At 72.6% G+C, this 19,772-nt stretch carries 17 protein-coding genes; 10 read left to right on the top strand and 7 right to left on the bottom strand.

Annotated elements, in window-relative coordinates:
- Positions 1–12 precede the first annotated feature (12 nt).
- Positions 13–687 (bottom strand): PAQR family membrane homeostasis protein TrhA, encoded by a 675-nt coding sequence (gene trhA, locus LUU90_RS24110; protein ID WP_275006689.1) that lies wholly within the window; start codon positions 685–687, stop codon positions 13–15.
- Positions 688–1,113: 426 nt separating this feature from the next.
- On the opposite strand from trhA, the gene LUU90_RS24105 reads away from it, so the two are divergent.
- Positions 1,114–1,875 (top strand): isoprenyl transferase, encoded by a 762-nt coding sequence (locus LUU90_RS24105; RefSeq protein ID WP_275006590.1) that lies wholly within the window; start codon positions 1,114–1,116, stop codon positions 1,873–1,875.
- A 133-nt stretch (positions 1,876–2,008) separates the two neighbouring features.
- A complete protein-coding gene (locus LUU90_RS24100; RefSeq protein ID WP_275006588.1) occupies positions 2,009–2,476 on the top strand; it encodes a MarR family winged helix-turn-helix transcriptional regulator in 468 nt (155 codons plus the stop codon).
- Positions 2,477–2,483: 7 nt separating this feature from the next.
- Here the strand turns inward: LUU90_RS24100 and LUU90_RS24095 are convergent, their stop codons facing one another.
- Positions 2,484–3,383 carry a LysR family transcriptional regulator gene (locus tag LUU90_RS24095; protein WP_275006587.1) on the bottom strand — a complete coding sequence of 300 codons (900 nt, stop codon included), beginning with the start codon at positions 3,381–3,383 and terminating at the stop codon, positions 2,484–2,486.
- An 86-nt stretch (positions 3,384–3,469) separates the two neighbouring features.
- Between LUU90_RS24095 and ald the strand changes: the two genes are divergently transcribed.
- Both ald and LUU90_RS24085 read left to right on the top strand, forming a co-directional pair.
- Entirely contained in the window at positions 3,470–4,588 is a 1,119-nt protein-coding gene (ald, locus tag LUU90_RS24090) for an alanine dehydrogenase (protein WP_275006585.1), read from the top strand.
- Positions 4,589–4,614: 26 nt separating this feature from the next.
- On the top strand, positions 4,615–5,766 hold the full coding sequence (locus tag LUU90_RS24085; protein ID WP_275006583.1) for a glycerate kinase: 1,152 nt from the start codon (positions 4,615–4,617) through the stop codon (positions 5,764–5,766).
- Here the strand turns inward: LUU90_RS24085 and LUU90_RS24080 are convergent.
- Complete coding sequence (locus tag LUU90_RS24080; RefSeq protein WP_275006581.1) at positions 5,657–7,030, bottom strand: MFS transporter; 1,374 nt, start codon at positions 7,028–7,030, stop codon at positions 5,657–5,659. The two genes, LUU90_RS24085 and LUU90_RS24080, sit on opposite strands and share 110 nt — an antisense overlap.
- Positions 7,031–7,102: 72 nt before the next feature.
- Between LUU90_RS24080 and LUU90_RS24075 the strand changes: the two genes are divergently transcribed.
- The 3 genes from LUU90_RS24075 to hemQ all read left to right on the top strand — a co-directional run bounded on the left by LUU90_RS24075 (position 7,103) and on the right by hemQ (position 10,033).
- Complete coding sequence (locus tag LUU90_RS24075; protein WP_275006579.1) at positions 7,103–7,990, top strand: LysR family transcriptional regulator; 888 nt, start codon at positions 7,103–7,105, stop codon at positions 7,988–7,990.
- A gap of 105 nt (positions 7,991–8,095) precedes the next feature.
- Positions 8,096–9,250 carry a ferrochelatase gene (locus LUU90_RS24070; protein WP_275006577.1) on the top strand — a complete coding sequence of 385 codons (1,155 nt, stop codon included), beginning with the start codon at positions 8,096–8,098 and terminating at the stop codon, positions 9,248–9,250.
- A gap of 33 nt (positions 9,251–9,283) precedes the next feature.
- Complete coding sequence (gene hemQ / locus LUU90_RS24065; RefSeq protein ID WP_275006575.1) at positions 9,284–10,033, top strand: hydrogen peroxide-dependent heme synthase; 750 nt, start codon at positions 9,284–9,286, stop codon at positions 10,031–10,033.
- 31 nt (positions 10,034–10,064) lie between these two features.
- Here hemQ and LUU90_RS24060 read toward each other — a convergent pair whose 3' ends face one another.
- From LUU90_RS24060 to LUU90_RS24050, 3 genes are all read right to left on the bottom strand, one after another.
- Positions 10,065–10,898 (bottom strand): putative protein N(5)-glutamine methyltransferase, encoded by an 834-nt coding sequence (locus LUU90_RS24060; protein ID WP_275006573.1) that lies wholly within the window; start codon positions 10,896–10,898, stop codon positions 10,065–10,067.
- 103 nt (positions 10,899–11,001) lie between these two features.
- Positions 11,002–12,309 (bottom strand): Glu/Leu/Phe/Val family dehydrogenase, encoded by a 1,308-nt coding sequence (locus tag LUU90_RS24055; protein WP_275006571.1) that lies wholly within the window; start codon positions 12,307–12,309, stop codon positions 11,002–11,004.
- Between the two features lie 256 nt (positions 12,310–12,565).
- Entirely contained in the window at positions 12,566–13,330 is a 765-nt protein-coding gene (locus LUU90_RS24050; protein ID WP_275006568.1) for a TetR/AcrR family transcriptional regulator, read from the bottom strand.
- Positions 13,331–13,420: 90 nt separating this feature from the next.
- Between LUU90_RS24050 and LUU90_RS24045 the strand changes: the two genes are divergently transcribed.
- Together LUU90_RS24045 and LUU90_RS24040 are read left to right on the top strand one after the other, a co-directional pair.
- Positions 13,421–14,386 carry an ATP-binding cassette domain-containing protein gene (locus LUU90_RS24045; RefSeq protein WP_275006566.1) on the top strand — a complete coding sequence of 322 codons (966 nt, stop codon included), beginning with the start codon at positions 13,421–13,423 and terminating at the stop codon, positions 14,384–14,386.
- Complete coding sequence (locus LUU90_RS24040; RefSeq protein ID WP_275006563.1) at positions 14,383–15,174, top strand: ABC transporter permease; 792 nt, start codon at positions 14,383–14,385, stop codon at positions 15,172–15,174. Before LUU90_RS24045 ends, LUU90_RS24040 begins: the two co-directional genes overlap by 4 nt.
- On the opposite strand, the gene LUU90_RS24035 is transcribed toward LUU90_RS24040, so the two are convergent.
- Entirely contained in the window at positions 15,153–15,980 is an 828-nt protein-coding gene (locus LUU90_RS24035; RefSeq protein ID WP_275006561.1) for an AraC family transcriptional regulator, read from the bottom strand. The two genes, LUU90_RS24040 and LUU90_RS24035, sit on opposite strands and share 22 nt — an antisense overlap.
- A gap of 97 nt (positions 15,981–16,077) precedes the next feature.
- On the opposite strand from LUU90_RS24035, the gene LUU90_RS24030 reads away from it, so the two are divergent.
- Positions 16,078–19,692 carry a bifunctional proline dehydrogenase/L-glutamate gamma-semialdehyde dehydrogenase gene (locus LUU90_RS24030; RefSeq protein ID WP_275006558.1) on the top strand — a complete coding sequence of 1,205 codons (3,615 nt, stop codon included), beginning with the start codon at positions 16,078–16,080 and terminating at the stop codon, positions 19,690–19,692.
- The last annotated feature ends 80 nt before the right edge of the window (positions 19,693–19,772 follow it).

Raw genomic sequence — 19,772 nt, 5'->3', positions numbered from 1 at the left:
CCCGCGGGGTGGTCAGATCGCGAGGTTGGCCAGGTAGATGGCGACCAGGTGGCAGACGAAGCCGACCACGGTGAGCACGTGGAAGATCTCGTGGAAGCCGAACCAGGTAGGGCTCGGGTCGGGCTTCTTGGTGCCGTAGACGATCGCGCCGGCCGTGTAGGCCAGGCCGCCCGCAAGGATGAGCCAGACGACGGCCGGGCCGCCGGTGGCCCAGAACTGGCCCATGTACGCCACGGCCACCCAGCCGAGCGCGAGGTAGACCGGCACGTAGACCCAGCGGGGGGCGTTGAGCCAGAAGACGCGGGCCAGCAGTCCGAGCAGCGCGCCGCTCCACACCAGCCAGAGCAGCACCGTCCCCTGGTCGCGGGGGAGGAGCAGGACCGCGAGCGGTGTGTAGGTGCCCGCGATGATGAGGAAGATGTTCGTGTGGTCGAGGCGGCGCAGGACGGCGTCGGCCCGGGGTGACCAGTTGCCGCGGTGGTAGACCGCGGAGACACCGAACAGCAGGCAGGCGCTCAGGCCGAAGACGGACGCGGAGACCTTGCCCGGCACGGTCGGGGCGAGCACGACCAGGACGATGCTCGCCACGAGGGCGAGCGGGAACGTCCCCGCGTGGATCCAGCCGCGCAGGCGCGGCTTGATCTTCTGCTCGACCTTCTCCACGGTGGTCGATACCGAGTCGGAGATGTCCTGTACGACGTCGCCCGCCCGGTCCCGCACGTCGTCGAGCCGGTCGGTGAGCTTGCTCGTGTCCTCGTCCGAGCGGCCGGCCGAGTGGTCGGGCTCGTCCGTGGGTGCTCGCACGCTGCTCTCCTCTTCGTTCGGCAATTCGTTCGGCAACCGGCGCCCTTCGTGGACCGGGACGCTACCTACGGTTGCGTAACTTACTCTAGCGTAGGTTCGCTGGCCGCCCCCTTGACAAGGGCCTTGTGAAGATACTGCGCCGGGTTGGCGGGAGTCGCCCGTCCGGCGTCCCGGAAGGGCGCCGATGCGCCGGAACGCGCGCGTTCGGGGGGTACCTTTGTCCACGTCCTGCCGGGTGTCACCCGGCCGCCAGAGCTGCCGTGCGGACCGCGTCTCGCGGTCCACGGCCCCGGACCCACTGAGGTATTCGTGCGCCTGCCCAGCCCGCTGTACCGCCTCTACGAGCGTCGCCTCGCGTCCGCCCTGCACGGCGCGACGCTGCCCCGGCACATCGGCGTGATGCTCGACGGCAATCGCCGCTGGGCGCGCTCCTTCGGCGAGACGGCGGCGACGGGGCACCGTCGGGGCGCCGACAAGATCACCGAGTTCCTGGGCTGGGCCGAGTCGCTGGGTATCGAGGTCGTCACGCTGTGGATGCTGTCCACGGACAACCTGAGCCGGTCGGCCGATGAGCTGAGCAACCTTCTCGACATCATCGAGGACGCCGTGTCGGACCTCGCGGAGTCCGGTCGCTGGCGCCTGCGCGTCATCGGACGGCTCGACCTGCTGCCGGCCCGCCTGGCCGCCGCACTGCGCGCGGCCGCGGACCGCACGGCGGGCGTGAAGGGTCTCCAGGTCAACGTCGCGATCGGGTACGGCGGCCGCACGGAGATCGCCGACGCCGTCCGCTCCTACCTCACCGAGCGCGCGAAGGACGGGGCCACGCTCGCGGACCTCGCTGAGTCGATAGACGTCGAGCACATCGCGGAGCACCTGTACACGAAGGGGCAGCCGGACCCGGAGCTGGTCATCCGGACCTCGGGGGAACAGCGCATCGGCGGGTTCCTGATGTGGCAGAGCCAGCACACCGAGTTCTATTTCTGCGAGGCCTACTGGCCCGCGTTCCGGCGCGTCGACTTCCTGCGCGCACTGCGCGACTTCTCGCTCCGGGAGCGTCGGCTCGGACGCTGAGGACGGGTCGCTCGAGGGGGTCATGACGCCCGTGTCGCCGATATTCGACATGGTGAAATTCGCCACCACGCGCCCAGGTAGGTAAGCGAAAGTTCAGTCGGGTAGCGTGCCGTGGATGACGAGAGGGGCGCTGATGACTGAGCGACGTGCGCCGTCGGCTCGCGAGGCCGCCGAAGCATGGGAGTCGCTGTTCCGTGCCCAGGTGACGGTGATGCGCCGGCTCTTGGCGGACGACATCTGGGGCGATCTGAGCATGCGGGAGTACGACGTGCTGTTCACGCTCGCTCTCGCTCCGGGGGAGACGCTGCGCCTGCGCGAGCTGAACGAGAACATCCTCATGGCCCAGTCATCGCTGTCGCGCATGGTGGAGCGGCTCGAGAAGCGCGGCCTGGTGCGCAGGCATCCGTCGCCGGACGACGGGCGCGGCGTGCTGGTGAGCCTGACCGACGAGGGTTCGGCCACCCAGAAGGAGCTCGGGCGCCGCCACGTGCGGTCGATAGCGCACTACGTGGCTCCCGCGATGGACGCGGAGGATCTCACGCGGCTGCGCGAGCTGACGGAGACGCTGCGCGCCGCTCAGGCGGACATCGACGACTTCTGACGGGGCCTCAGGCCGATCGCGCCTGATACCGGAGCGCCTCCACCACCACGCGTACGGCGGCCCGGTCCATGGTGGTGCGGCGGACCACGAGGTGGATGTCCCTCCGGGGCGGGTCGATGAGGTCCAGCGTGCGCACCGTATATCGATCGTGGACGGCGAGCAGCGGCAGCAGCGTGACCGACAGTCCCGCCTCGACATGGCTGAGCAGCGTGCCGTGGCTCTCGAACCGGGCAACGGTCCGCGGCGTGAAGCCGGCGCGGCGGCAGAGGCGCTCGGCCAGGTCGGCGAGGTGGGCGCCGGGATGCTCGAACGCCCACGGCTCGTCCGCGAGAGCGGCCAGGTCGACCCGGCCCGAGCGCGCGCCGGTGGGCGTGTCGCGAGCCGTCACGAGCACCACGCGGTCGCCCGTCAGCGGTAGGCGGCTGAGGTCGGCGTCGGGCGGGACGGGCGCGTCCGGGAAGTCCGCGCAGACGGCGACGTCCACCTCGCCGCGCTGCAGTGCAGGGCGGCTGACCAGGGGTTCCGCCTCGGTGAGCTCCACCGTGATGCGCGGGTGCTCCTCGGCGAGGGCGGCGACGGCGGGCACCACGATGCCATGGAAGGCGCTGGTGAACGCGGCGAGCCGCACCACGCCGGTGGCCTCCGAGTGCAGGCCCGCGATATCGGCCTCCGCCGCGGCGATCCGGTCGAGGATGTCGGAGGCGTGGCCCGCGAGCGTGACACCGGCCGGGGTCAGCCGGATGCGCCGTCCGACCCGCTCGAAGAGCTGCGCCTTCGACTCGGTCTCCAGCGTCGCCAGCTGCTGGGAGACGCTCGACGGGCTCATGTGGGCCGCGTCGGCCACGGCGCGAACGGTGCCGAGCAGGTGCAGCTGGTGCAGGAGGCGTAGCCGCCAGGGGTTGAGCATTCGCCCATTGTTGTGCACAACGGCCGAACATTCTATTCGGGAACGTGGCCTGGACCCGTACACCGCAACGTGATTACCGTCACCTTATGAACGTCGGCGTCCCCACGGAGATCAAGAACAACGAGAGCCGGGTCGCGCTCACGCCTGCCGGCACCCACGAGCTGGTCCGCCGCGGCCACGACGTGCTGGTGCAGGCCGGTGCAGGGCAGGGATCCGGCTTCGACGACGACGCGTACCGGCTCGCCGGTGCGCGGATCGCCGCCACCGCCGAGGAGGTGTGGGGCACGGTCGACCTGCTGGTCAAGGTCAAGGAACCGATAGAGCCCGAGTACGCACTGATGCGGCCCGACCTGACCCTCTTCACGTACCTCCACCTCGCAGCGTCCGCGTCGTGCACCGACGCGCTGCTCGCGGCCGGCACCACCGCCATCGCGTACGAGACGGTCCAGCTGCCCGACCGCTCCCTGCCGCTGCTCAGCCCCATGAGCGAGGTCGCCGGGCGGTTGTCCGCGCAGGTGGGGGCCTACCACCTGATGCGTCCCCAGGGCGGTACAGGCGTGTTGATGGGCGGAGTGGCCGGCACGCCCAAGGCCAAGGTCGTCGTCATCGGAGGCGGCGTCGCCGGCGAGCACGCGGCGGCCAACGCGCTCGGCATGGGCGCCGACGTCACCATCCTGGACATCTCCATCCCTCGGCTGCGGCAGCTCGAGGTGCAGTTCGGCGGGGCGCTGGCCACCCGCGCGTCCACGACGTACGAGGTCGCCGAACAGCTCGAGACCGCGGACCTGGTCATCGGTTCGGTCCTGATCCCCGGCGCCGCCGCGCCCAAGCTCGTGACCGACGCCATGGTCAAGGCCATGAAGCCCGGCGCCGTGCTCGTCGACATCGCCATCGACCAGGGCGGCTGCTTCGAGCACTCGCACCCAACCACGCACGACGCCCCGACCTTCGCCGTGCACGACACGCTCTACTACTGCGTGGCGAACATGCCCGGCGCCGTACCCGTGACGGCGACCCGGGCCCTGACGAACGCGACGCTGCCGTACGTCACGGCGCTCGCGGACAAGGGCTGGCGGGACGCGCTGCGGGCCGACCCGGCGCTCGCCCACGGCCTCAACGCGCACGCCGGGCGCATCACGAGCGCGGGTGTGGCCGAGGCGTTCGGCGCCGACCTCGTTCCGGTGGCCGAAATCCTCTCCGACTGACGGCCTCGACGGCCTACGATCAGCGCGTGGAGCCGCTGCACGTCGTTGTCTGTCCCGACTCGTTCAAGGGCAGCCTGTCCGCTGCCGAGGTCGCGTCCGCCGTCGCTGACGGGGTGCTGGACGCCGCCCCGGACGCCGTCGTGACCCGCTTGCCCATGGCCGACGGCGGTGAGGGCACGCTCGACGCGCTGCTCGCCGTCTGGGGCGGTGAGGCGCTGGTCACCACGACCGTCGACGCGATCGGCAGGCCGGCGTCGGCCCGATGGGCCGTGTCGCCCGACGGGAGCACCGCCGTGGTCGAGCTGGCCGAGGCCAGCGGCCTGCCCGGGGTGTCCGACGCGCCGCTGCAGCCGCTGCACGCGAGCACCCGCGGCACCGGGGACGTCGCGCGAGCCGCGCTCGACGCGGGCGTCGCCGAGATCCTGGTCTGCCTGGGCGGCTCCGCCTCCACGGACGGCGGCTCCGGCATCCTGACCGGGCTGGGTGCCCGCCTCCTCGACGCGGAGGGCCGCCAGGTGCCCGACGGCGGGGAAGGGTTGGCCTCCGTAGCGTCCCTCGACCTCTCCGGGCTGCACCCGCGGGCACGCGAGGTGCGCTGGCGGCTCGCCGTCGACGTCACGAACCCGTTGGTGGGCGAGCACGGGGCGGCGCAGGTGTTCGGTCCGCAGAAGGGTGCCCGGGGCGGGGACGCGGAGTTCCTCGACGACGCGCTGCGGCACTGGTCGGAGGTCCTGGAGCGCGAGACGGGCGTCGCCGTCGCCGAGATCCCCGGTACCGGTGCGGCCGGCGGCGTGCCCGCCGGGCTGATCGCCGTGCTCGGGGCCGAGAACACGCCCGGCGCCGTGCTCGTGGCCGAGGCGGTGGGTCTGCCCGCGGCGCTCGCCGCGGCCGACCTGGTGATCACGGGTGAGGGGTCCTTCGACTCCCAGTCGGTCAACGGCAAGGTGGCCGACGGCGTCGCGCAGCTCGCCGCGGCGTCGCCGACCCGGCCGCCCGTGGTGGTCGTGGCCGGTCAGGTGCTGCTGCCGGAGGCGCAGGCCCGCGCCGCGGGTATCGCCGCCGCGTTCTCTATAGCGCCCGGTCCGGTCGAGCTGGACGACCTGATCGCCCGGACCGCACCGCGCCTGCGCGACCTCGCCGCAGCCGTGACGAGCCTCGTCGGCGCCGCCCGCCGTTAGCTCGTCCCGTCCGCGCCGGTCGGGTGCGCAGCCACAGGGTCGCCACGGCCGCCGCGACGATCTGCACCAACCCGGTGACCACCAGGACCGGGCCGGCGCCGAAGGCGCCGATCACCGCGCCGCCCACGAGCAGGCCGGCCGAGGCGCCCCCGCTGTGCAGCACGGTCTCCGCGGTGAACGCGGTCCGGCGTTCCGCGCCTGTCGTCCGGTCCACGATCAGCGCGTTGAGCGCCGCTATCCCGAACGGCATGGTCGAACCGCCCACCGCGGACACCAGGGCCACCGCGAGGAGATCGGGCGCGGCCAGGGGCAGCGCGAGATAGGCCAGCCCGAACATCACCCACGACACGACGATCGCGGGGACGCGTGGCACCCGGTGCACCACGAGCGGCACGACGAACGACATACCGACCGTCGCGGCGCCGTACCCCGCCATGCCCGTCGCGACCAGCTCGCCCGGTCGGTCGAGCTCGGCGCCGAGCAGGGTCAGCCCCAGCGTGAACGCGAACCACGTGACGCCCCCGATGCCCGCCAGGACGATGCCGACGGCCAGGTCCGGATGGTTGCGCAGCACCGAGCGGATCGAGGGGGACGGCTCATCTCCCTCGGTGGTCGGGCCTCGTTGGTCGAGCCTGTCGGGACCGGGGGAGGTCCCGACAGGCTCGACCAACGGCTTGTGCGCGGCCGCCGAGGCCGCCGGTACCGTCAGCATCGCCACGGCGCTCAGCGCGACGGCCGCGGCCTCGCACCACAGCAGCGGCTCGGCGCCCCACACGACCAGCAGCCACGCCCCGAGTGGTGGCGCGAAGATCATCGACGACCGGTGCGCGAGGTCCTGCCAGGCGAGGGCTCGCGCGCCCACGTCCGGCCCGTTGCCGGGCAGCTCGGCCAGGTCGGCGGTCAGGGCACGCTGCGCCGGCGCGAGCAGCGCCGACGTCGTGCCGGTGACGAGGCCTGTCGCGCAGAGCACCGCCGCGCCGACCCCGACCGTGGCCGTCGCCACGGGCACCATGGCGAGCCCGAGCACCTGCACGGCGAGCAGGGCCGCCAGCGCGTGCCCGGACGTCAGCCGAGACCGCAGGCGCCGGCCCCACCACGCGGAGGTGAGCAGCGGCAGGCCGGCGAAGCCACCGACGAGACCAGTGGTCCAGGCGTCGCCGGTCTGGTCGAGCGCGACGAGCGGCAGCGCGACCGCGGTGATGCGCTGGCCGGTCCACGTGACGAAGGTGGTGGCGGTCAGGGTGACGAGGTGGGGGTGGCGCACGGCGTCATCCTGCGCGCGCCCGGGACCGGCCGGTAGACGGCCGTCGCGCATGAGCGGCCATAGGCTGGTGCTATGAGCTCATATCCCTCCGTGGAGGATCTCCGGCTGGTCGACGCCGTCGCGCGGCACGGGTCCCTCGGCGCCGCCGCGCGCGAGCTGCTGGTGAGCCAGCCCTCGGCGAGCCAGCGGCTGGCCGCGCTCGAGCGGCGGGTGGGCGTCACCCTGTTCGACCGGGACACGACCGGCGCGCGCCCGACGGCAGCCGGGCAGGAGTTCTGCGCGCAGGCCGCGCACGTGCTCGACCACCTGGGTGCCATCGTCGACCGCACGCTCGTGGCCGCCCGGTCGCGGACGGTGTCCGTCGGCACCATCCCGAGCCTCGCGGGCACGCTGTTCGCCGTGCTCGACGTGCTGCTCGACGACGTGGTCGTCCAGCCGGAGGTGGAGCACGGCCCGCGGCTGCTGGAGTGGGTGGAGCGGGGGACGCTCGACGCGGCGTTCGTGACCATCGCGAAGCAGGTGCCGATCGCCCGCGGTCTCGTGGCCACGGAGGTGGGGCAGCACGACCTGGTCACGCTGCTGCCCGACGGTGCCCCGGAGCGCGGACGCGGTCGACGCCCGTACGCCGGGCAGACGGTGGTCTGCTGCGCGCTCGACCTGTCCCGGGACGCCCTGCTCCAGAGACTCACGGACCTGGGTGCGCACGTCCGGCACTCGGCCACGGCGGAGTCGGCGGTACGCACCGCGCGGGAGCGGCGCTGCGCCGTCGTCGTGCCCGACATGGTGGCGCACTGGTACGCGGCTCCCGGTGACCGCATAGAGCCGGCGCCGGTCCGGTCCCGGGTCCGGCTGTCGATGGTGACCCGGAGCCCGGCGCCGTCGGACCTGCTCGATGTCCTGCCAGGGCTGCGGGAACGGCTGGACCGGGGCAACGTGCACGCCCGGCCGAGGGCGACCTGAGCCGCGGGCGGCTGGCGCGGTTCTGACAGGACGTCGCATCGATGTCACGTCCCGTTCGCCCCTCTCCGGGCGAGCGTGCGCCGCTGACGGTGGAAAGATGGGCGCATGCCCGCGAACTCCCCCCAGCCTGCGGCGCACGACGCCGCGCCGTACGACGCCCTTCTGCTCTACTCCTTCGGTGGTCCGAACAAACCGGAGGACGTGGTGCCGTTCCTGCGCAACGTCACCGCGGGCAAGGGCATCCCGGACGCGCGGCTCGAAGAGGTGGGCGAGCACTACTACGGGTTCGGCGGCAAGAGCCCCATCAACGAGCAGAACCTCGCGCTGAAGGCCGCGCTCGAGGCCGAGCTGGCCGACCGTGGCATCGACCTGCCGGTCGTGTGGGGCAACCGCAACTGGGACCCGTACACCAGCGACGCGATCGACGAGCTGGAGAAGCTGGGTGCTCAGCGCGCGGTCGCGCTGGTGACCAGCGCCTTCTCCTCGTACTCCGGCTGCCGCCAGTACCGCGAGGACCTCGCGGTGACGCTGGAGAAGCGCGGCCAGCTGGACTCCGTGGGGTCCACCGGCGTCCAGTTCGACAAGATCCGCTCCTACTTCAACCACCCGGGCTTCGCGCAGGCCAACGTCGACGCCGTCGTCGAGGCCTACGCCGAGCTCGAGGCGAAGGGTGGGTCCGGGGCCGACGCGAAGCTGGTCTTCGTGACGCACTCGATCCCGGACACCATGGAGGCGGCGTCGCGGATCTCGCGCGCCACCTACTCCGAGCAGCACCTGGACCTCGCCCGCGTCGTCGCCACGGAGGTCGCCGAGCGTCTCGGGCACGAGGTGCCCTGGGACCTGGCCTACTGCTCCCGCTCCGGTCCGCCGAGCCAGCCCTGGCTGGAGCCGGACGTCAACGACCACCTGGAGGCCCTCGCGGGCGACGGGCTGCGCAACGTGGTCCTGTCGCCGATCGGGTTCATCTCGGACCACATGGAGGTCGCCTACGACCTCGACACCGAGGCGCTCGCCACCGCGAAGGACCTCGGCATGGCGGCGGTACGAGCCGGCACGGTGGGCACGCGCGAGCCGTTCGTCCGTGGTCTCGTGGACCTGCTGCTCGAGCGGGCCGCACTGGCCCGTGACGAGGAGATCACCGAGGCGACCGTGGGCTCGCTGCCCGCACTGCGTTCCGTCTGTGCCCCGGGCTGCTGCCTGCGCCGGGACGGCGAGCCGAGCGGCGTCCCGGCGCTCTGCAGCACCGACCTGTACTCCTGAGTCCCGCGGGACGGCCACGACGAGAGGCATCACATGAACGACGCACACGTGCACGGCGACACCGGGCACGAGATCGACACCACCGTCATCAACGAGGGCATCAGGTACACGATGTTCTCGGTCTTCTCCGTGACCGAGACGCTCCCGGCGGACGAGGCAGAGCGCAAGGCGGTGGTGGCCGACGCCGAGGCCGCCGTCGGCGGGGGCAGCGACCCGGCCGCGACCACCGGGGACCTCGTGACGCGCGGCTGGTACGACGTCGGCGGCCTGCGTTCCGACGCCGACCTCCTGCTCTGGACCCACGGGCCGTCGATCGAGGCGGTGCAAGGTGCCTACCAGGCCCTGCGCGCGTCCGAGCTGGGCCGCTCGCTGGAGCCCGTGTGGTCGGTCGCCGCGCTGCACCGCCCGGCCGAGTTCAACCGCGGGCACGTGCCGGCGTTCCTCGCGGGGGAGGCGCCGCGCGACTACATCTGCGTCTACCCGTTCGTGCGTTCCTACGACTGGTACCTGCTGCCCGAGGACGAGCGCCGCACGATGCTGCGCGACCACGGCATGGCCGCCGCCGGCTACAAGGACGTCCGCGCCAACACGGTCTCCGCGTTCGCGCTCGGCGACTACGAGTGGATCCTCGCGTTCGAGGCCGACGAGCTGCACCGCATCGTCGACCTCATGCGCGACCTGCGCGCGACCGAGGCTCGTCGCCACGTGCGCGAGGAGGTCCCGTTCTTCACGGGCCCGCGCACGAGCTTGGAGGCGTGGGCGTCCCGCCAGCCGCTGAGCTGATCCGGCGCGCCGGCCCGCCCCTGCCGCGCGGCTACTCCGGCAGGGTGGCGGCGAGGGCCGTGGCGCCCAGCTCGTCGTCGGACAGGACGGTCGCCCTCAGCCCGGCGGCCGTCATGTGCCCGACGGCGGCGCTCACCTGACCGTCGCCCGTCTCCACGAGCAGGTGTCCGCCCCGGCGCAGAAGCTTCGGGGCCAGGTCGATCACGCGCCGCAGGATCGCCAGCCCGTCGCCGCCGCCGTCGAGTGCCGCGTGCGGCTCGTGCTCCCGGGCCTCGGGCGGCATCAGGCTGATCGCGGCGGTCGGCACGTACGGTGCGTTCGCGACCAGGACGTCGACGCGGCCCCACACCTCGGCCTCGAGGGGGTCGGCGAGGTCGCCCACCAAGGTGTGCGCTGTGAGCACGCCGGCCCGGGCCGCGGCAGCGTCGTCGGCCAGCGTCTTGAGGTTGTCGTGGGCGCAGGCCACAGCCGCGGGGTCGACGTCGGCGGCGTGGATCTCGACGTCGCGTCCCGTCGCGAGGAGGCGGGCCGCGACCGCGCCGCCGAGCGCGCCGCAGCCGCAGCACAGGTCGACCAGCAGGACGGTGCCGACCGCGGTCCCGTCACCGGCCGCGCGCACGGTCGCCTCCCGGACCAGCAGCTCGGACCGTTGCCGCGGTACGAAGACCCCGGGTGCGACACGCCAGCGCCGGCCGTCGAGCTCGGCCCAGCCCACCAGGTGCTCCAGGGGAAGCCCGCCGACGCGCGCGGCGACCAGCTCTTCGAGGCGGGCGGCGTCACCGTCGGCGGCCTCGGTGATGATGCGCGCCTCGTCCTCGGCGAAGACACAGCCGGCGGCACGCAGCCGCGCTACAAGTTCGTCCACCCCGAGAGCGTAGACGAGCCCGCCCCACCGCCGGTCGAGCTCGTCGAGACCTCGCCAACCGCTGGTCGAGCTCGTCGAGACCCGACCAACGGCGGCCGTCACATCAGGGGTACAGGCCCCGGATCTGGTGGGCCTCGGCGACCCGCTTGACGCCGATCACGAGGGCGGCGTCCCGCAGCGACAGGTGCTCGCGCTGAGCCAGGGCCGAGACCTCCGCGTACGCGGTGGTCATGCGGTGCTCCAGCTTGTCCGCGATCTCCTGCTCGGTCCACCAGTACGTCTGGTTCGCCTGGACCCACTCGAAGTAGGAGACGACGACGCCGCCGGCGTTCGCCAGGACGTCCGGGACCACCGTCACGTCGTTCTTCGCGAGCAGCGCGTCGCCGGCGGCCGTCGTGGGGCCGTTGGCTCCCTCGACCACCCAGCGAGCCTTGACGTCGCCGGCCGTGGTCTCGTCGAGCACACCCTCGATGGCGGCGGGGACCAGCACGTCGACGTCGAGCGCGAGCAGCTCCGTGTTGGAGACCCGGTCCGCGTCGGGAAAGTCCACGACCGAACCGGTGCGCCGCACGTGCTCCATGAGCCGGGGCACGTCGAGGCCGCCGTCGGCGCGGATGCCGCCGTACTGGTCGCTCACGGCGACGACGCGCGCGCCGCGCGCCGCGAAGATCTCCGCGGCGTGCGAGCCGACCTTGCCGAAGCCCTGGATGGCGACGGACACATCGCTCAGGGAGACGCCGGCCTCGGCGAGCGCGGCGGACGTGACGTGCACGATGCCCGCCGACGTGGCGGTGCCGCGGCCCAGCGAGCCGCCGACCGCGAGGGGCTTGCCGGTCACCACCGCGGGGATCGTGTAGCCGCGGTTGACCGAGTAGGTGTCCATGACCCAGGCCATGGTCTGGGCGTCGGTGCCCATGTCCGGGGCCATGATGTCGGTGTCGGGGCCGATCATCGGCATGATCTCCGACGTGTACCGCCGGGTCACGCGCTCGAGCTCGGCCTGCGAGTAGCCGCGGGGGTCGATGGCGACGCCGCCCTTGGCGCCGCCGTACGGCAGGTTGACCACCGCACACTTCCAGGTCATCCACATGGCCAGCGCCCGCACCTCGTCGACGTCGACCGAGGGGTGGTAGCGCAGGCCGCCCTTGCCCGGGCCTAGGCTCACGTTGTGCTGCACGCGGAAACCGTGGAAGAGCACGGTCTCTCCGGAGTCGCGGCGAAGCGGCACCGCGACGTGGATCTCACGGCGGGGGGTCGCAAGCATGCGGCGCAGGCCTTCGTCGTAACCGAGGATCTCGGCCGCGGAGGCGAGCTGCGCGTGCGCGGTGGCGAGCGCGGAACCCTCGGCGGGCGATCCGGACGGTGCGAAGCTGGGCGGTGATGCGGGTGTGGACGTCGTTGTCGTCGTCACGTGGGTCCTCCGGGGAGAACGGCGCCAACCGCCTTGGGAGCGGGAGCGCGGGTTTCGCGGCGCGGGGTTTGCGCCTCGGTATCACCGTATCGCTTCGACGGGCCTCGGTGCTCACCCGAGGGAATCAGTTCGGTGATTATTCGGTGGTCGTGCGCCCTGCCGAGCGAAACTCTGCCGCTGAGCCCGGGTCGGGCAAGGAATTTTGCGCACGGAAAAGGTTGAGCAGGACCAGGTGCGGTCGCCGGCCGGGCGACTGTCAGCGTTGGGCGGCCTGCTTGCCCTCGATGTAGGACATCAGGCCGTCGATGATCCGTGCGAGGCCGAACTCCATCTCCCGAGCTGGGTCGGTGGCCGCCTGGTAGGCCTCTCCCGCGGCGGCGCCGACGCGACCGGCGAGCGGGTACGACCGCCCGGCCATCACCACGTCGAGCTCGTCGGCGTTCGCCGCCCACCACTCGGCCTGGGTCAGGCCCGACGTGCGCTCGTCCTGCCGGATCCGCTGCTGGGCCTGGACGACGCTGCCCACGAAACCGCTGAGCAGGGCGACCGTCTGGTCCATCTCGATGTCGTCGAGACCAACACCCTCGAGACCGGAGAGCTGCCACTCGTAACGGTCGGACGCGCCGGGTCCCACCCAGGCCCGCAACCCCGAGATCTCGAGCAGCCAGGGGTGCTCCTGGAGCTCCTCGTACTGGACGCGCGCGATCAGTGCCATGCGGTCAGGCAGGCCGTCCGGCATCGCCGGTAGCTCTCGACGACCGAGGGCCCGGTCCACCATCAGCGCGAGGAGCTCGTCCCGGCCGGGCACGTAGGTGTACAGGCTCATGGCGCCGAGCCCGAGGTCGGTGGCGAGCAGCCGCATCGAGAGGCCGGACAGCCCGTCGCGGTCGGCTATTCGGATCGCCGCGTCGACGACGTCGTCCACGCTCAGCCGCTGCTTGCGGCCGCGCCGGGGTCCCTGCGGTTCGCCGGCGCCGTGGCGCCACAGGAGTCGGAGGACGGGGTCGGGCTGGGTGGGCATGGCTTCACCGTAACTTTTTGGTACGCCGTACGGAATAGATGCTACCCTGGTTCGGTTTTAGACGTACGCCGTACGAAAAAGGAGACCATCGTGCCCGTCCTACCCCTGGTCGCTCACGGACTGCGCAAGCGGTACGGCGACACCCTCGCTCTCGACGGGTTCGACCTCGAGGTCCGACCCGGTTCCGTCCACGCGCTGCTCGGCCCCAACGGGGCGGGCAAGAGCACCGCCGTCAACACCTTCACCACCCTCACGCGCTGTGACGAGGGCGAGGTGCACGTCGCGGGCCATGACGTCCGTCGTGAGCCCGCGGCCGTTCGCGCCGCCGTGGGGCTGGTGGGCCAGCACGCGGCACTCGACGAGATCCTGTTCGGGCGAGAGAACCTCGTGATGTTCGGCCGGTTGTACGGCCTGTCGAAGGCCGCCGCGCGCGAGCGGGCGGACGAGCTGCTCCGCACCTTCGGCCTGTCGGACGCCGCCGACCGCAAGGTGTCCACCTACTCCGGCGGGATGCGACGCCGGCTGGACATCGCCGCGGGGCTGATCCGCCGTCCGGCGCTGCTGTTCCTCGACGAGCCCACCACCGGGCTCGACCCGCGTGCCCGGAACGAGGTCTGGCAGGCCGTACGCCGGATCGTGGACGCCGGGACGACCGTGCTGTTGACCACCCAGTACCTCGACGAGGCGGACCAGCTCGCCGACCGGATCACCGTGATGGACGCCGGACGGGTGGTGGCGGAAGGCACCGCCCAGGAGCTCAAGCGGCGCGTCGGCGGCGACCGTGTGCTCGTCACCGCACCGGTCCATGCCGACCTGGACCGGCTGGCCGCGGCGCTCGGCGGCATCGGTGACCCGGAGCTCCGGCAGGTCACGGTCGAGGCGGGGCCCGGTGGCGGGGCGGCGGCTCTGACGGCCGCCGTCCGAGCTCTGGACGCCGCGCACCTGGAGGCCGAGGACATCCTGCTGCGCCGTCCCACTCTCGACGAGGTGTTCCTGCACCTCACGGCTGATCACTCGGCCCCAGACACGGCACGACCCGAAGGAGCTCACCGATGAACGCCGTCACCACCACCTTGCGGCAGAGCTGGGTGATCACGCTGCGCGATCTCAAGCACTGGCAGCGGGAGCCGTGGACCCCGATCTTCGGGATCGCCTTCTCCGTGATGCTCGTCCTGATGTTCGGCTTCCTCATGGGCGGAGCGATCGGGCTGCCGGGCGGCGGGGACTACCTGCCGTACCTCCTGCCCGGGATCTTCGCGCTCTCCATGATGTTCGGCATCGAGGCCACGATGAGCGCCGTCGCCAACGACTCGAAGAAGGGCGTCACCGACCGCTTCCGGTCGCTGCCCATCAGCTCCGCCGCCGTGCCGCTCGGACGAGCGGGGGCCGACCTGATGAACTCCGCGGCCGAGCTGGCCGTGCTCATGGTGGGCGGGCTGCTCATCGGGTGGCAGGCCTCCGGCAGCGTCGGCGCCACGGCGCTCGCCGTCGTGCTGCTGCTGTGGCTCCGGTTCGCGATGCTGGTGCTCGGGGTGTTCCTCGGGCTCGCGTTCCGTGGTGAGGGCGGTGTGACGGCGGTGCAGGTGCTGGTGTGGCCTGTCGGCTTCCTGTCCAACGTGCTGGTCGCACCGGAGTCCATGCCCGCTTGGCTCGGAGCGGTGGCGCAGTGGAACCCGATCTCGGCGACGGCCGCTGCGTGCCGCGAGCTGTTCGGCAACCCGACAGGCATCACCGGGGGCGTCCTGGCTGACAACGCGCTCCTTCTTGCCGTGCTGTGGCCGACGGCGCTGGTCCTGGTGTTCGTGCCGTTGACGGCACGCGCCTACCGGCGGCTGTCGCGCTGACCCACGTCCGCGGCCGGTCGAGGCGGCGCCTCAGGCTCCGCCTTCTGCCGCCTCGACCGGCCGCGGAACGACGACGGCGTCTCGCCGGTCAGCCGTGCGAAGGTGCGCGTGAACGACGGCTGGTCGTAGAAGCCCGCGGCCGCGGCGACGTCGGCGAGCGGCACGGTGCTCGACGTGAGCAGGTGCGCCGCCCGGTCGACCCGCAGCCGCAGCACGAGCTGGCGCGGGGAGAGCCCGAAGACCCGGCGCACCCGGCGGTCCAGGGCCGCGGGGCTGCAGCCGGCGAGCGCGGCGAGGTCGGCCACCGAGGGGACCTCGCCGTGCTCGAGCAGGTCCTCGATCTCGCCCCGCAGGCGAGCCATGGCCTGGATCGTCGCGTCGTCGGCGTCCCCGGAGCGCAGGTCCTGCGAGACGGAGACGAGTCCCACGTACGCACCGTCGCCGTCGTGCAGGGGGAACTTCGAGGTGAGGAACCAGCCGGGCGCCCCACCCACGTGGCGGATCAGCTCGAGCTCGCCCCGCAGCGGCTTGTCGGTGGTGCGGACGTGCGTGTCCTGGCTCTCGTAGCGTTCGGCGAGCTCGGGCACGAACAGGTCTGCGGCACGCTTGCCGATCACGTCCCGGCGCGAACGTTCCCGCGTGCGGCCCACGAAGACCTGGTTCACGAGCACGTAACGTCCGTCGGCGTCCTTGGCGCAGAACATGACGCCGGACAGCTCGTCCATCAGGGACACCATGGCGGGGTTCAGCGCTGCCAGCAGGGCCTTCGTCTCAGGCCGAGCGGTGCCGTTCGACGGGTTGCTCATCTCGACCTGATCGTACGCGGCGCCTTGGCGAAAACAGGTGCCGACAGCGAGTGATCCCGCCAATACATGCGAACGGGTTCGGGTGCACCCTGGAAGGATGAAGACCTCCGCCCGGCGCGACAGCGCCACTTCCGCCGCAGTCCCGACCGGGGGCGCAGGCGCACCGGACAGCGCCACGCCACCGGCTCCGACCGAGCCGTCCGTGCAGCCCGCCGCCGACACCCTGGTCGAGGACGCCGTAGCCCTCGCCAGGACCTGGATCGGCACCGCCATCAGCACCGGCGACACCTCCGGCACAGCCGCCGGGTCCACCACGACCGGGTCCACCACTACCGGGTCCACCAGGACGGACAAGGCCGTCGCCCGCGCCTCGGCCGCCCTCGGCGCCCTCGTGTCCGACCCGGCGGGCCTGGAGCTCGCCGTCGGGTTCGTCGACGACGTCGCCCGCCCGCAGGACACCCACGTCGCCGCGAAGGCCCTGGCCCGGCTCGGCAAGCAGGCGGGCAGCGCCACGTTCCTCAGCCCGGCCGACCGCGCCCTGTTCCGCGCCGGTGCCCTGGCCGCGCCGGTGTTCCCCGGCATCGTCGTCCCCGCCGCGCGCGCCCGCCTCCGCCAGCTCGTCGGGCACCTCGTGGCCGACGCCGGCGCCGGGCTCACCGCCCACCTCGCCCGTACCCGCGCCGAGGGGTACACCCTCAACGTGAACCTGCTCGGCGAGGCGGTCCTCGGTGAGGAGGAGGCGGCAGCCCGGCTGGCCCGCACCATCGCGCTGGTGGAGCGCCCCGACGTCGACTACGTGTCGGTCAAGGTGTCCAGCGTCGCCGCCCAGCTCGTCACGTGGGACCTCGAGGGGTCCCGGGACCGCGTCGTCGAGCGGCTGCTGCCGCTCTACCGGGCCGCCCGTGACCACGGCGTCTTCCTCAACCTCGACATGGAGGAGTATCGCGATCTCGCACTGACGACCGAGGTCTTCACCGAGATCCTGGGCCGCGACGAGTTCCGCGACCTGGAGGCCGGCATCGTGCTGCAGGCCTACCTCCCGGACGGTCTGGGAGCGCTGGACGGCCTCACCGAGTTCGCGACGCAGCGTGTGGCGGACGGCGGCGCGCGCATCAAGGTGCGCATCGTGAAGGGCGCCAACCTCGCCATGGAGCACGTCGAGGCCGCCCTGCACGACTGGCCCCAGGCGCCGTACCCGACCAAGCCCGACGTCGACGCCAACTACGTCCGCATGCTCGACCACGCCCTGCGTCCGGGCCGCGCGCACGCGGTCCGCATCGGCGCGGCATCGCACAACCTGTTCCACGTGGCGCTCGCGATCCTGCTCGGCCGCGCGCGCGGCGTGTCCGAGGCGCTCGACATCGAGATGCTGCAGGGCATGGCGCCCACCGAGGCCGCGGCGGTCCGCGACGAGGTCGCCAAGGACCACGGCCGAGTGGTGCTGTACACCCCTGTGGTCCGCGACGAGGACTTCGACGTGGCGATCTCGTACCTGGTGCGTCGCCTCGAGGAGAACGCGGCGGAGCAGAACTTCCTGCACGCGGCGTTCGCTCCTTCGCAGGTTGAGCCCGCCGGGGTCTCGACAAGCTCGACCAACGGGGAAGGCTCGACCACCGGCGGCTCGCCCATGGACCGTCAGGAGGCGGCCTTCCGGGCGTCGGTCACCCACGGCGTGCACTACACGCCCGACGACGTCACCCCGCGCCGCCGTCCGCGACCCGCGCCGCAGCCGCTGACGGGGCCGTTCCGCAACGCCGCCGACACGGACCCCGCCGTCGCCGCTCACCGTGAGTGGGCGCAGCAGGTCACCGGCGCGCTCTCCGGGTACGTCCCGGCGCTCGCGGAGCCGCTGGCGACGTCCGCCCAGGTGGACGACGTCGTGGCGCTCGCCCGCCGTGCGGGGACCGCCTGGTCCAAGGTGTCGGCGCCGGATCGGGGCCGCGTGCTCCGCGCGGCGGCCAAGCACCTCGAGGCCGCACGGACCGACCTCGTCGCGGCCATGGTGCACGAGGCGGGCAAGACCGTCGCGGAGGCGGACCCCGAGGTCAGCGAGGCGGTGGACTTCGCCGCCTACTACGCGCAGGCCGCCGAGGCTCTCGACCCGACGTCGGAGGCCTGGCCCGGTGCCCGCTTCACGCCCGACGGCGTCACCCTGGTCACCCCGCCGTGGAACTTCCCCGTCGCCATCCCCATCGGCGGTGTGCTCGCGGGCCTCGCGTCCGGCTCCGCGGTGATCGCGAAGCCCGCCCCGCCCACGCCGCGCTGCCTGGAGATCGCCGTCGAGGCGGTGCACGCGGCGCTCGACGAGGTGGCCCCGGAGATCGGGCTCGACTCGGCGCTCGCTCGCGACGTCGCCCAGTTCGTCCGCGTGCCCGACGGCGACCTCGGCCGTCGGCTCGTGACACACGACGACGTGTCCCGCGTGATCCTGACGGGTGCCATCGAGACCGCCGAGATGTTCGCGTCGTGGCGGCCGGAGCTCCCGGTGCTCGCCGAGACCTCGGGCAAGAACGCCCTGGTCGTGACCCCCTCGGCCGACCTCGACCTGGCCGTCGCGGACGTGGTGCGTTCCGCGTTCGGGCACGCGGGGCAGAAGTGCTCGGCCGCGTCGCTCGTGATCCTCGTCGGTTCCGTCGGCGACCCGCGCACGGCGACCGGTGAGCGGTTCCGCCGCCAGCTGGTCGACGCGGTGGCGTCGCTCGCCGTCGGGCCCGCGACGGACCTGGCGACCGTGATGGGGCCGCTCACGGAGCCGGCCCAGGGCAAGCTGTTGCGTGCGCTGACCACGCTGGAACCCGGCGAGACCTGGCTCGTGCGGCCGCGCCGGATGGACGGCGTGGCGCGGGCGGCCGGTCTGGGCCACGGCCGGCTCTGGACCCCCGGTGTGCGCGACGGCGTCCGTCCCGGCTCGTTCTTCCACCTCACCGAGTGCTTCGGCCCGGTGCTGGGCATCATGACGGCCCGCACCCTGGACGAGGCGATCGCGCTGCAGAACGCCGTGTCGTTCGGCCTCACGGGCGGCATCCACTCCCTGGACGACACCGAGGTGGAGCGTTGGCTCGACCGGGTGGAGGTCGGCAACGCCTACGTGAACCGGCACATCACCGGTGCCATCGTGCAGCGCCAGTCGTTCGGCGGCTGGAAGGCCTCGTCGGTGGGTCCGGGCGCCAAGGCGGGCGGACCCAACTACGTCGCGCAGCTCGGCCGGTGGGAGGACGCGCCCGACGTGCCGTCGCGCACGGCGGACCCGTCCGGCTGGCTCGCCTGGGCCCGGGCCGACGACGACCGTGCCTGGGTCACTGAGTTCGGTACCGAGCACGACCCGTCGGCGCTCGGCGTCGAGTCGAACGTGTTCCGCTACCGGCCCGTCCCCGGCATCACCGTGCGCGTGGGCGTCGACGCCCCGGACATCGAGGTGCAGCGCGTGCTGGCAGCGGCCGCGCGTGCTGACGTGCCGGCGACCGTCGTCGGGCAGCGGCAGATGACGGACGAGGCGTTCGCCGAGGCCGTCGCCGACGGCAAGGTGACCGGCCGGATCCGCGTGGTGGGTACGGCGCAGGGTCTGCGCGAGGCCGCGGCGAGCCGTCTCGGCACGGTGACGGTGCTCGATGCCCCGGTGCTGGCGAGCGGACGGCGCGAGCTGCTCACGATGCTGCGTGAGCAGGCCGTGAGCCGCACCATGCACCGCTACGGCCACCAGCGCACCGCCTGACCCACTCCGTTGAGTGCTGGCTATCTGTTGTCGAAAGGCGTCGGAAGCAACAAATAGCCAGCACTCAACGAGGTGGTCAG

The sequence above is a fragment of the Promicromonospora iranensis genome (assembly GCF_028994775.1).
In the GTDB taxonomy this organism is placed as follows: Bacteria; Actinomycetota; Actinomycetes; order Actinomycetales; family Cellulomonadaceae; genus Promicromonospora; species Promicromonospora iranensis_A.
This window is presented reverse-complemented; position numbering and strand designations above follow the sequence as displayed.